The following is an 11,922-nucleotide window of genomic DNA, read 5'->3' on the forward strand; positions in this document are numbered from 1 at the left end:
ACGAAAGGAAAGATGGGAACCCCATTATTATTAAACTGATATTTTACAGAAATTACAATGTTAGAAACGTTTCCTATATTATGAAAAGAAGTTCCAAACGAGACCGAAACGTACTACGAAATCGCGATATGGATAGTTTGGCGCTGAGAAAAAGTCGTAACCTGTGAGCGAAGAGTTTAGATGTTCTGCTTTTAGATAGATACGTGTGCGCCTTACTTTGGCGTTGATGAATACGTCAATTCGAGGGAAGTTTCCAATTTTTTGCTGGTTTTGACTGAAGAATTCTCCAATTAAAGGATTGTATCCATCTGCATTGTATTCCGTAAAGTAACTGAATGTAACTCCTGTTTGAATGAATAAGGCTTTTTTGAACCAATTGTCTGTGTAATATAGCGTGTTTCGCGTTACCAGTTCGGGTACATTGAATATGTCTCCCGTTTGAGTTACGTTTTGATACATTATGGTATTGTTGAGCGCAAATTTACCATAACGGAATTCTTTTCCGACTTTTACTTTTAGATATGTTATGGCATCAGGCGATTGCAAAGGCGTTATTTGCTGGCTTGCGTCTAACCCAGAAAAGTATGCGTAATTGTCCATGGATGTAAAACTTACATCAGCATTTACCCATTTTTTCGATTTGAAGCTAAAGTTTAGACTTTGTGTACGTTCTTTTTCAAAATCGGTACGCCAGTTATAGTCTATGTAATCGCTTTGATTGATAATGAAGTTAAAGTTTGGCGCTTTTGAGTTGATCACTATGGAAGCTTCCGCACTGGCATCTTCATTAAATTTGTATTTCGCTTGTCCTTTAAAGTAGTTTCCTCCTAGTTCGCCTGATAGATTTGCTAGTAAGTCTGCTCGAAGATCAATTCCTGCTATGGTATGTCGCCATTCCCCTCCAACAGCAACTACATCGCCTTCTATTTTATTGGGAAGCACATTATTATTTGTGGTATTGAATAGTATGGAGTTAAAAAAGTAGTTGTATTTTGTATGATTGGCTTTGAATTTGACATCACCAAAGGTTTTGGTGGTGTAACTTACGCTTCCTTGATTGAATAGTTTTCGAAGTTGCGACCTGTCTCGTATTCCTGTCGTTATGAAACTATCGCCTAAGAAATCATTTTGCGCTAATTGGTCAAAGATGTAATATTTTGTTTCGTAATTAAAGGTGTGTCCTATTCTTAGGTTTGAATCGCGTAGTGAGTCTTTTTGCTTGAATATTTTGTAATCGTGTTCTATATAGTATCGTTTTCCTACGAGGATGTTTTGTGCATTTTGTGAAAATTGCACCGAAAGTCGTGATCGATCTGTAAATTCTTCTACTCCATTTTGAAAATCAGCCAGTCCAGTTTCCGTTAAACCACCATTTTCATTATTCAACACATCTTGCGAGTAAAAATGAGCACGCAGCGCATACCGATCATTTTTTGTGCGGTAATTTGTCGTAAATCTGAAGTTTCCTGTACTACTTAAGATGTTTTGATATTTTCCAAGCGACCGCATTCCTTTGTAGGAAATGGACAGATTCATACGTTTGGAGGTATTCATTGTAATGAACGCATCAATTAATTGTCCTTGCTCCATTGCCGTTTTGAAAAATAACTCGGTTGTTGGTGTTGGCACATTAAAGTAGCGCACATCTTCTACTTCTTCGTAGTTAAAATGTTTTGCGCGCATTCCGATACTTGGAAACGCGGAAGGTATATCGAACGAATAGCCTAAACGATTGTACGTTTGTCCTAAGTTTGAAAACGGCAGCAATTCAAATTCGTCTTTGCGTAAGTAATTGTACTTGTATTCTTTTTCAATGGTTAGTGTAGTATCAACAACTGTTGTGTCGCGTTGGTGCGAAATGATTTTGTACAGATTGATATCATAGTCTTTTCCTTTAGTTGTTTTGTCTTTTTGAGAAGATCGATCAACATTATTAATATCGCCTTCGCCTTGTTGGCTCATTTTCTCTTTTTTCCCTTGTACAGGCTCTAACTTGGTCTGCGCATGTATTGAAAAAACAGAAATACATAGAAATATAACGAAAAGAATATGCTTCACTTGTTTTGCTTTTTAACGTGTAAATGATTTATATACATCTATCTTTTACAGGTATTGTTGACAAAAGTATACTTTTTGAACGAAATAAAAAGCCTAGAATTGTTATTGAAATCATAAATTGTGATTTTTAGCCACAACTGTTCCTGTTTTCTATTTTGATTTGAATCGTAGATAGAATAGTTTTGTTTGATACGAATGTACTTATGTTAGCACTACAATTACTTGAAGGATTAGAAGCTGGAACCGACGAAGCTGGTCGCGGATGTCTTGCAGGACCTGTCACGGCTGCGGCTGTGATTTTGCCAGCGAATTTTAAAAATGAAATTCTTACCGATTCGAAGCAGTTGAGCGAGAAGAAACGTGAAATCCTTCGTCCCGTGATTGAATTGGAAGCGACAGCTTTTGGTGTTGCGCATATTTTTCCAACTGAAATTGATACAATTAATATTTTGAATGCTTCAATTTTAGGAATGCACAAAGCGTTGGATCAACTTTCCGCAATTCCTATACATATTATAGTAGACGGAAATAAATTTAAACCGTATAAAGATATTCCGCATCAAACGGTTATTAAAGGAGATGGAAAGTATATGAATATTGCCGCCGCTTCTATATTAGCAAAAACGTACAGAGATGCGTATATGGAAAAAATTCATGAAGAGTTTCCGATGTATAATTGGAAAAAAAATAAAGGTTATCCAACAGTAGAACATCGCGAAGCTATTAAGAAATATGGCACTACAAAGTATCATCGTATGTCGTTTCGTTTACTTCCAGAGCAATATACCCTAGATTTATAATGAATTTTCGTTTTTTTTATTTGTGAACGCAACCTTTTTATACTTGCGGCATCTTTTTAATAATTAAAACCGATTATTATGAAATTTAAGCTGCTTCTTGTAATTGTATGTACCGCATTATTTTTTTCATGCAGTTCGGATGATGATACTACTACTGCTACCACAGTGAATGAACATCCAATTGCAGGAGTTTGGAAAATGGTTACAGTTTCGTGCTTTTGCGCACCGCCAAATTTTCAAGCAGATCATATTTGGAATTTTGATCTTGCCCTCAATGAACTTACTGTAGAAAACGAGCAAGACGAATATTTGCAAATTTTTGAAAATGGTAGTTATGATTTTGTATTGAACACAGAAACAATTATATTACAAGACCTTGAATATGATTATTACTTTCAAGAAAATCGATTGTTTATTGGACACAATGCGGATGCAGATGGTCCTTTGATGATTTTTGAAAGAGAATAACAAAGTCATTTTTTACAACTGTAACTTTTTCGTGTGCATGACGTCTTGTTAGTACTTAAAACCGATTATTATGAAGTTAAAACTGTTTCTTATAATTGTATCCATCGCACTATTTTCTTCTTGTTCTAGTGATGACAATACTACCAATGTTGCACAACATCCAATCGCTGGCGTTTGGAAAATGGTTAATGTTACCTGCGAATGTGCACCGCCAAATTTTCAAGCAGACCATATTTGGGATTTCGATCTTATTCAAAATAAATTAACCGTTACCAACGAACAGGATGAAATTTTACAAGTATTTGAAACTGGTGTATATGATTTTGTATTGAATACAGAAACTATCATATTAAAAGATCTTCCGTATGAATACTTTTTTGAGAATGGTCAATTATTTATTGGTTATCTATATCATAGTGACGGACCTTTGATGTCTTTTGAAAGACAATAGTAAATAAACTGTAACATTTTTTAAAACGCATACTCTTTTATGGTAAATACCAACCATGAAAGCATTTTTTGCAGTTTTTATCAGTATCTTTTTTTCCATTTCAGCATTTGGACAGGTTTTCCCAAAAGATTTCAAACTACAACATGGCAGCTATACTGTAGGTTTTCAACAGTATCAAAAAGTAGATTCTACAAGAACGTATAATAAGGTATTGCAATGGACTCGCAAAAGTATTCCACGTCCAATTCCTATTAGCATTTGGTATCCGTCACAAGAAACATCTTCAGCAAAAACAACAATTCTCTCCTATTTAGAGATTTTTAAAGCAGAACGTGAATGGGAACATTTGCCAAATGAATATTTGTTAAACTGGTTTCCGTATCCTGTTAATAATGAGCATAACAATGCTATTTTAAACAATACAACAAAGGCTTTTAAAAATAGTACGGTGGCAAATGGAATATTTCCTGTTGTAATTTATGCGCCAAGTTATGAAGCATCGTCAATTGAAAATTTTGTATTGTGCGAATATTTGGCAAGTCACGGGTATGTTGTCATTTCAAGTCCAAGTCGTGGTGCCGAAACTAAATATTTTACAGGCGGAACGGCAAAAGATGCAGAAGCACAAGCGCGCGATATTGAGTTTTTACTAAAAGAAGTACTATCGCTTTCGTATGCAGATACTGAAAAGATTGCTACTATGGGATTTAGTTTTGGCGGATTGTCTAATGTGTTAGCACAAATGCGAAACGGTTATATAAAAGCAATTGTAAGTTTGGATGGAAGCATTCGTTATAATTATAAAACACTAAAAAAGTCTGCTTTTCACGATCTTACAAACGTGAATGTTCCCTTTATTCATATGGCGCAAAAAGATATTCCAGAAGCTGTTTTAAAGGCTGATAAGATTGATCCGAAATTGAATTATGAGTTTGAATTTTATGATAGTTTGACATATAGTGACGCGTATAAATTAAAATTTCACGATTTAACACATTCAAATTTTAGTTCGTTTGGGATTTTATTTTATCCAAGAGACAAACGACAAGACAAAAGTGACGCGAAGATTCTGGCTTCATACAAATTAGTTTCAACCTACACCTTGCATTTTTTGAACGCGCATTTAAAAAATGATCAAACTTCAGTACGTTTTTTAGAAAATACTCCTGAAGAAAACGGAATTTCCTCTAATTTACTATCAAAAACTTCCAAAAAAGCACTTTCAAAACCGTTTACGATTCATGATTTTAATGATGTAGCTGCACAACAACAGTATCTAAACTTGGAAGATATTTACCAAAAATTAGTACAAAAACATCCTACTTTTGAACTTCCTGAGTGGAAACTTAATAAATTAGGATTGCAACTCGGTTTTAATCCAATAACTTCACAACAAGGAATTCGACTCTTTCAGTTTGCTACTTACTTATATCCAAAATCTGGGAATTTATACGATAGTTTAGCAGAAGTGTATTTATATGCAAAAGACACAAAGAATGCAATTCTCAACTTTGAAAAATCTTTAGCGTTAGATCCTCAAAATCAAAACGCAATTAATCGGTTGCGACAATTAAGAAAATAAGTAGTTGACATAAAAAAAGCGCTTCCATATTACATGAAAGCGCTTTTCAGCATGTAGCTAAACTTTTATCCGTTACGGAAACAACCAGCACTTCCGTGACAAATTACAGGAAGTGTAAATGGCGCACAGCCTATTGTTGCAGGAATGGTAACTCCACCAGAAGGTTGACAAGCGCCACCACTGATTCCTCCAACAATAGCATCAGCTCCTAATCCAGAAACTGTATGCTTACTCAATTTCAACTTTTTTAATTTTGCTTTTTTCATAATATAAAATTTTGATGTTATACTAGTATGGGTGTATTTCAAGAATTCATTACCCAAAAAAATTAAAATTTATAATTAGCATGTATTTGATTGTTAATAACAACTGTAATTCTATCCGTGCGACAATAAATTACAATCGTATAAGTTTTATATTTTTGTACTATTCATCAACAAAGGGCAATACATCACTGCTATTTTTAAATACATTTTACATGAAAAGAATTCTGCTGTTAATTCTTAGCATTTTTATCATTGGTTGTACAACCGAAGAAACGCCAAAGGAATACGCATTATTAAAGTTTGCGCCGCAAAATGCAGCTGCCATTTTACAGATTAATGATTTTGAAGGTTTTAAAAGTGAGCTAAAAAACAATCAATTGTTACAATCATTTAAGAAGCCGAAGTTCAAACAAGATTTTAATTCTTTTGTTGACTATTTGCAGTACATCAATCCAAATTCAAAATCGTTATTGTGTTTTAATGAATTGGGAAAAGATAGTTTTGAATATACATTTATTACCAAATCGCATCCAGATTTGATTGTGTTAGATTCGCTTCAAAAAGCAACTACAAAGAGCATTACGTACAATAATACATCCATTATAGAAACGACTATTGGCAAAAACGTGAATTATTCATTTTACACCGATAGTGTTTTTGTCAACTCATCTTCAAAGTTGTTGATTGAAAATTGTATCCGATCGCACAAAAAAGCAATCATTTCTGAACCATTACAAGCCGTATACGCTACTATTGACGAAAGTAAATCGGCAACTTTATTGGCAACTCCAAAAGATTTTTCGCCTTTACTTCAAAAATTGTTTCCAAATGCTGACACCAATGTCGTTGCAAATTTTGGAGAACAAATGGCGCTCGATATTGATATTTTACAAGATGAAATCAGCTTTACAGGAATCATTACCGAAAACGATTCGCTGTCACATACATTGAGTTCGTTAAAAAATACATCGCCACGCGAACATAAAATGGCAAAAGTGATTCCGCCATTTTTTTCACATTTTACCACCATTGCATTTGATTCGTATAAGAGCTTTCATCCAGAAACTCAAAATTCTATGCTAGATGCTTTGGAAGAAGTTTGCTCGTTTTCGTTTAACGGACGTTCATTTACGGGACTGCGTTTTATTTCTTCCAGCAATGAAGCGGCTACACAGTTAAAAAACAATCGTGTTCAGAGTCAAGCTAGGTATAATGCAATTCGAGAAAATGAAGATGCTACACTTTTTCAAGGAGATTTTACACCTTTTATAGAAACTTTTGACAATCAGTTTTTTATTATTCTTGATGAATATATTGTTTTTACAAGCGCCGATGGTTTGAAAGATTTGTATATTCTATCTGCTTTGTATAGCGATGAACAAACGCTTGCTTTTCAAAAAAACTATCAAGAAACCATGGAAAACTTGAGCGACGAATCGTCTGTAGTATCATTTATAAATACGAAAACATTTAAGAGTACTTTCGCGGAAAGCACAAAAAAAGCATATCAAAAAGAAATAAAATGTATCAATGTAGATGATTATCCATTTGCCGCATTACAGTTTACCAATGAAAAAGGAAGCAATTATGCACATGTACATGGATTGTTGAAACGAAATACTGCGAAACCAACAGAAAATACGGTTTCACAGATTTTGAATATTGTATTAGATACTCCTGTTGCTACTGATCCGCAATTTGTGAAAAATCATATTACCAAACGCAGAGAAATTGTGGTGCAAGATGAAGCGAATATGCTGTATTTGATTTCTACGCAGGGAAAAGTTTTATGGAAAAAACAATTGGATGGAAAAATTTTAGGCGCTATTTCTCAAGTCGATTTGTATAAAAATGGCCGTTTACAATTGGCAATTACGACGCCGCAAACTTTCTATATTTTGGATAGAAAAGGAAACGCTGTAAAACCGTATCCGACGAAAGCCAACGAAACATACACGCAACCTGTTGCTATTTTTGATTACGATTCGTCTAAAAATTACCGTTTTGTATTTACAGAAGGAAATAAAGTTGTCATGCGCGACAAAGCAGGCAAAAAGGTTTCAGGCTTCAAATTTTCTGGTTCGGAAAACGATTTTATCAATCCGCCACAGCATTTTAGAGTCTTGACCAAAGATTATATTACATTTCAAGAAAGCAATGGGAAACTTCATATTTTATCACGAACTGGATCGCCAAGAATTACGGTAAAAGAAAATATTCAGTTTTCGGATAATGAAATATACATTCACAACAACTTGTTTACAACTTCTGATCGCAATGGAAATTTGATTCAGATTGATAGCAAAGGACAAATTGACAAAACGAAATTGCCTGTTGAAGCAACTCACGATGTAACCATGACAAGTAAAACACTGGTGAGTTTCTTTGAGAATAAATTACGTATAAAAGACAAAACGGTAGAACTCGATTTTGGTTCGTATAGTAAACCTGAAATCTTTTTCATTCGAAATAAAATTTACGTTGCCATTACAGATATTGACGCGCAAAAAGTGTATTTGTTTGACAGCAATGCGAAGTCAATTCCAGGTTTTCCAGCTTATGGAAGTTCGGCTATTGATTTAGAAAACTTTGATAAAGATCCAAAACTGGAGTTTGTAACCAAAGGCGAAGAAAATACCGTGTTAGTGTATAAGTTGAATTAGGTATTGTTTTTTTTGGGTGTTAGGTGTTGGGTTTTTAGGTTTTGGCAAAAAAATCTTTGTACTCACTACTTAATTCTAAATTCTCAAAACTAAAAATCCCCAATAGTTTCTATACTTTCTTTCGCTTTATATGTGCTTAGAAGTTTTTTTATCTGTTTTTGTGTAATGACCACTTCAAGGATGGTTAACACTCCAAACAAAGCTATTACTATAATAAGTATGATATCTCGAACTAATAATTCCTCAGAGGAACTTAATTTTCCTAAAGTCGCCAAAACAGCAAATAAAAAATAATATATACCACAAATAATGCTAGAAACAGATAAAAAAGTAGCTAATTTTCCCGTTGTCTTGGGAGATTTGGATTTTCTGTAATAATGAAAACTTTTTATATGATATAGAAAGGATAATAAACTTACGACAATTCCTATACCTGCAAACAATATAAAGAAAAGAATAAAATAATATTCTTCTGAAACTTGAAAAATGCTAAAGAAGCCTATCAACATCATTAGGATTAAAATGGTCAGAAGACTCATTAATATGATTTTATAAATACGCATGCTATCTAATTTTAAAAAGTTGTATTCCCAATAGTTTCAATATCGTCTTTGGCTTCATGTTCTTTTTGAAGCATTGCAATTCGTTTTTTCAAAAGTGAAAGTTCTAAAAAACTCAACAAGCCAATTCCCGTAAACGAGATGATAAATAATACTTGTTTGTAATCAAAATAATATACCGTCTTAGATAAAACACTGAACAAACCTGTACCGCCAGCACAGAGCATAAGTCCTGCGAAACAAATTCCGCCTATCCATAAAATTTTAGGAAACTTTTTAGTGAGATGTACATTTTCTTTTCGTCTGTAATACTGGAAACTCATGAGTTGATACACAATATTTGCCGTTGACGTGAATAATACTAAACTCAAATACAAATAGACTACAAATGGAACATACGCATCTGTTTGTCCAATGATTTTATAAAAAATTAGGTATAAAACATATCCTATGAGGAAAAAAGAAACCAAAATGAATAGTATTTTTAAAACACGTACCATGTATTATTGTGCGTAAGACTTTAAATGTAATTATTTTTCAGCTCCTAAAATAGTGCTTTTCTCAACTCGTTGTATTCGATTATACAGATATATAATTTCAAAAACGCCTAAAAGTCCAAAAAGAAAACTGGCAAGATCAATAGACAAGTCTACAATGGAACCATAATAATCCATCATTTTACCAAATAAAGAGAGAGTCGTTTTATACACGATAAAAAAATTGAATCCTAGTGCAGCCAGGCTCAATAATAGTAAAAATTGTTTTGCGAAACCATTTAAAATTTTCTCATTATAATACGTGTAACTTTTATAGTGATATAGCATGCTAAGTGCCGTCAAAACCCATAAAATATATAAGTGTCCTGGAATTTCCTCATTTGAAGTACATATAAAAAAGTTAATTCCTAGTGTAGCTACAAAAAGTAACATTGTGAAGACTATAAGTATATTTTTTACAAGTTGCATATGTTCAATTACTCGTGTAGACCTTTAATATCATTGATTCCTTCTTTAACGCCGCGTTTAGCTTTTAATTGCTTGATCCGTTTTTTCATAAAGGAAATTTCTACCAAACCAATTAAAGAAGGAATAAGTGATATAGCTATAAACAAGAAATCGTTGTCTTGTAAATTTCCATTCAAATATCGACTCCAATTATTATACACACCTTGTGCAAATACAAATAATAAAATACCATAAAAGCTAATGGCGCCAATCCAAAGGAATTTTGACAGTTTTTTGTCTAAACGTTGTTTGTTTTCTCGTCTGTAAAAGCGGAAACTTTTAATATGATATATGATAGTAATGACGGATGATGTAATTAAAAACACAATGTAAGCTATGACAAATTGTTCATTTTTATTCGAAGTAGCTGATCCTTCATACACCACAAGCAGTACAGTGCATATGATTAATAAAGAATAGAAGATCAATATAATTTTCAGAAAGCGCATAGCATACAATTATTCGTCTGTGACACCAATATCGTCAATTTCTTCCTGACGTTCACGACGATTTTTGTAAATCGTGACAAACACATTGAGTTTATAGGTTTCAATAAGTGTCAAAATTCCAAAAATCAACAATCCAAGACCAATATAAACTCCGTATTGAGTCAGTTGTGAATTCCCTGATTTGATGGCTGGTAAAATCATTCCGCCGCCTAATAAAAGCATAATTACACCAAACGAAATATGCAATGCCCAGTATTTCTTAGATAATTCTGTAATGGTTTTATCAAAAATCTTTAACGGATAATAAGCTGCTGTTTTGAGATGAAAATAAATGCTAAAAGCACTCGTACACGCTAAAAAGAAAAACGCAGAAGAAGCTCCTTGAAAACTTCCAGTATCTGAATACATAATAAAACTAAATATAGCTAGCAGTATTGTGATGATAACTGTAAAAACAAGCAATGCAATTTTTACAAACTTCATAATTAGGATTGCATTTTTAATTCTGCGTCAAATAATGCCTGAAAATGATGCAATAGTTTCGCCTTCACTTCATTTTCATCTACATGTGCTTTTCCAAGTTCTACATGTAAAGAAGTGACGGCTTTTCCACGAATTCCACATGGAATAATATTATCAAAATACCCTAAATCAGCATTTACATTTAACGCGTATCCGTGCATGGTTACCCAACGACTTGCGCGAACGCCCATGGCACAAATTTTACGTGCAAACGGAGTACCAACGTCTAACCAAACACCTGTTTCGCCTTTGCTCCTTTCAGCTTTCAAGCCATATTCCGCCAAGGTTAGAATAATCATTTCTTCTAATAAACGTAAGTATTTATGAATATCAGTAAAAAAGTTTTCCAAATCTAAAATAGGATACCCAACAATTTGTCCAGGACCGTGATATGTAATATCGCCACCACGATTAATTTTGTAAAATGTAGCACCTTTTGCGGTAAGTTGCGCTTCATCTAACAATAAATTAGAAACATCGCCACTTTTCCCTAATGTATATACATGCGGATGTTCAACAAATAAAAAATGATTTGACGTTTCTAAGTTTGCAGCTTCACGTCTATTTTTAATTTTTGTATCTAAAATCTCCTTGAATAATTCTTCTTGAAAATCCCAAGTTTCCTTATAATCTTTCGTCCCTAAATCCTGTATCTGTATTGTTTTGTTCAAAGCGTGTCTATTTTCACTGCAAAAATACGACATTCTCAAAAAAGGAGATTCGTTTTCGCAAAACTATTTGAAATGCATAAAAAAAGCTGTTTGAAATATGTTTCAAACAGCTTTTTTCGTTTATCGTTTATACAATGCTATCGATTTGGATTATTATTAATAACCAATGCTGCAATGGTTCCAGGAACCCAACCGCATAGCCACAAAAGAAAGACAATTACTATTGACCCGCAACCTTTATCTAATACTGACAAAGGCGGAAATATAATTGCCAGTAAGACTCTCCATATACTCATAATATTTTTTAATTTGATGATTGATGATGGTTATATGACTTCAAAACTTCAAAAATGTTACAGTTTATAAACTGTAGAAACTCATGTTAGTTCAAATATTTCCAAATCAATACATTGGTATACTAATGAAAT

Annotated in this window: 14 protein-coding genes; 5 read left to right on the forward strand and 9 right to left on the reverse strand. The window is 33.3% G+C overall.

Annotated features, from left to right (window positions below; all coding sequences use genetic code 11):
- Window positions 1-78: 78 nt before the first annotated feature.
- Entirely contained in the window at window positions 79-1,962 is a 1,884-nt protein-coding gene (locus AA089_RS06435) for a putative porin (RefSeq protein WP_156168925.1), read from the reverse strand.
- Between the two features lie 299 nt (window positions 1,963-2,261).
- On the opposite strand from AA089_RS06435, the gene AA089_RS06440 reads away from it, so the two are divergent.
- The 4 genes from AA089_RS06440 (at window position 2,262) to AA089_RS06455 (ending at window position 5,359) form a co-directional block, all read left to right on the forward strand.
- On the forward strand, window positions 2,262-2,858 hold the full coding sequence (locus tag AA089_RS06440; RefSeq protein ID WP_046756115.1) for a ribonuclease HII: 597 nt from the start codon (window positions 2,262-2,264) through the stop codon (window positions 2,856-2,858).
- A gap of 78 nt (window positions 2,859-2,936) precedes the next feature.
- Window positions 2,937-3,326, forward strand: coding sequence for a hypothetical protein (locus tag AA089_RS06445; protein WP_046756116.1), 390 nt, complete (start codon window positions 2,937-2,939; stop codon window positions 3,324-3,326).
- Between the two features lie 70 nt (window positions 3,327-3,396).
- Window positions 3,397-3,777 (forward strand): hypothetical protein, encoded by a 381-nt coding sequence (locus tag AA089_RS06450; protein WP_046756117.1) that lies wholly within the window; start codon window positions 3,397-3,399, stop codon window positions 3,775-3,777.
- Between the two features lie 55 nt (window positions 3,778-3,832).
- A complete protein-coding gene (locus AA089_RS06455; RefSeq protein ID WP_053002240.1) occupies window positions 3,833-5,359 on the forward strand; it encodes a prolyl oligopeptidase family serine peptidase in 1,527 nt (508 codons plus the stop codon).
- A gap of 65 nt (window positions 5,360-5,424) precedes the next feature.
- Here the strand turns inward: AA089_RS06455 and AA089_RS06460 are convergent, their stop codons facing one another.
- Complete coding sequence (locus tag AA089_RS06460; protein WP_046756118.1) at window positions 5,425-5,625, reverse strand: hypothetical protein; 201 nt, start codon at window positions 5,623-5,625, stop codon at window positions 5,425-5,427.
- A 212-nt stretch (window positions 5,626-5,837) separates the two neighbouring features.
- Between AA089_RS06460 and AA089_RS06465 the strand changes: the two genes are divergently transcribed.
- Complete coding sequence (locus AA089_RS06465) at window positions 5,838-8,288, forward strand: hypothetical protein (RefSeq protein WP_046756119.1); 2,451 nt, start codon at window positions 5,838-5,840, stop codon at window positions 8,286-8,288.
- Between the two features lie 89 nt (window positions 8,289-8,377).
- On the opposite strand, the gene AA089_RS06470 is transcribed toward AA089_RS06465, so the two are convergent.
- From AA089_RS06470 to AA089_RS24200, 7 genes are all read right to left on the reverse strand, one after another.
- Window positions 8,378-8,851: a hypothetical protein gene (locus tag AA089_RS06470; RefSeq protein WP_046756120.1), complete on the reverse strand. Its 474-nt coding sequence runs from the start codon at window positions 8,849-8,851 to the stop codon at window positions 8,378-8,380.
- An 11-nt stretch (window positions 8,852-8,862) separates the two neighbouring features.
- Window positions 8,863-9,348 carry a hypothetical protein gene (locus tag AA089_RS06475; protein WP_046756121.1) on the reverse strand — a complete coding sequence of 162 codons (486 nt, stop codon included), beginning with the start codon at window positions 9,346-9,348 and terminating at the stop codon, window positions 8,863-8,865.
- A gap of 30 nt (window positions 9,349-9,378) precedes the next feature.
- A complete protein-coding gene (locus AA089_RS06480; RefSeq protein ID WP_046756122.1) occupies window positions 9,379-9,777 on the reverse strand; it encodes a hypothetical protein in 399 nt (132 codons plus the stop codon).
- A gap of 44 nt (window positions 9,778-9,821) precedes the next feature.
- A complete protein-coding gene (locus AA089_RS06485) occupies window positions 9,822-10,178 on the reverse strand; it encodes a hypothetical protein (protein WP_162200416.1) in 357 nt (118 codons plus the stop codon).
- Window positions 10,179-10,310: 132 nt separating this feature from the next.
- Window positions 10,311-10,784, reverse strand: a complete 474-nt coding sequence (locus AA089_RS06490; protein WP_046756124.1) for a hypothetical protein — start codon at window positions 10,782-10,784, stop codon at window positions 10,311-10,313.
- A gap of 2 nt (window positions 10,785-10,786) precedes the next feature.
- Window positions 10,787-11,494 carry a lipoyl(octanoyl) transferase LipB gene (gene lipB / locus AA089_RS06495; protein WP_046756238.1) on the reverse strand — a complete coding sequence of 236 codons (708 nt, stop codon included), beginning with the start codon at window positions 11,492-11,494 and terminating at the stop codon, window positions 10,787-10,789.
- A 137-nt stretch (window positions 11,495-11,631) separates the two neighbouring features.
- On the reverse strand, window positions 11,632-11,790 hold the full coding sequence (locus tag AA089_RS24200; RefSeq protein ID WP_082113219.1) for a YqaE/Pmp3 family membrane protein: 159 nt from the start codon (window positions 11,788-11,790) through the stop codon (window positions 11,632-11,634).
- Between the last annotated feature and the right edge of the window lie 132 nt (window positions 11,791-11,922).

Source organism: Kordia jejudonensis (assembly GCF_001005315.1).
Taxonomy (GTDB): Bacteria; Bacteroidota; Bacteroidia; order Flavobacteriales; family Flavobacteriaceae; genus Kordia; species Kordia jejudonensis.

Excerpts from the sequence above, each read along its gene's own strand:
- AA089_RS06435 (WP_156168925.1), bottom strand. The coding sequence starts at position 1,962 with ATGAGCCAACAAGGCGAAGGCGATATTAATAATGTTGATCGATCTTCT.
- AA089_RS06450 (WP_046756117.1), top strand. The coding sequence starts at position 3,397 with ATGAAGTTAAAACTGTTTCTTATAATTGTATCCATCGCACTATTTTCT.
- AA089_RS24200 (WP_082113219.1), bottom strand. The coding sequence starts at position 11,790 with ATGAGTATATGGAGAGTCTTACTGGCAATTATATTTCCGCCTTTGTCA.
- AA089_RS06480 (WP_046756122.1), bottom strand. The coding sequence starts at position 9,777 with ATGTTACTTTTTGTAGCTACACTAGGAATTAACTTTTTTATATGTACT.
- AA089_RS06465 (WP_046756119.1), top strand. The coding sequence starts at position 5,838 with ATGAAAAGAATTCTGCTGTTAATTCTTAGCATTTTTATCATTGGTTGT.
- AA089_RS06440 (WP_046756115.1), top strand. The coding sequence starts at position 2,262 with ATGTTAGCACTACAATTACTTGAAGGATTAGAAGCTGGAACCGACGAA.
- AA089_RS06490 (WP_046756124.1), bottom strand. The coding sequence starts at position 10,784 with ATGAAGTTTGTAAAAATTGCATTGCTTGTTTTTACAGTTATCATCACA.
- AA089_RS06475 (WP_046756121.1), bottom strand. The coding sequence starts at position 9,348 with ATGGTACGTGTTTTAAAAATACTATTCATTTTGGTTTCTTTTTTCCTC.
- AA089_RS06455 (WP_053002240.1), top strand. The coding sequence starts at position 3,833 with ATGAAAGCATTTTTTGCAGTTTTTATCAGTATCTTTTTTTCCATTTCA.
- AA089_RS06460 (WP_046756118.1), bottom strand. The coding sequence starts at position 5,625 with ATGAAAAAAGCAAAATTAAAAAAGTTGAAATTGAGTAAGCATACAGTT.
- AA089_RS06470 (WP_046756120.1), bottom strand. The coding sequence starts at position 8,851 with ATGCGTATTTATAAAATCATATTAATGAGTCTTCTGACCATTTTAATC.
- AA089_RS06445 (WP_046756116.1), top strand. The coding sequence starts at position 2,937 with ATGAAATTTAAGCTGCTTCTTGTAATTGTATGTACCGCATTATTTTTT.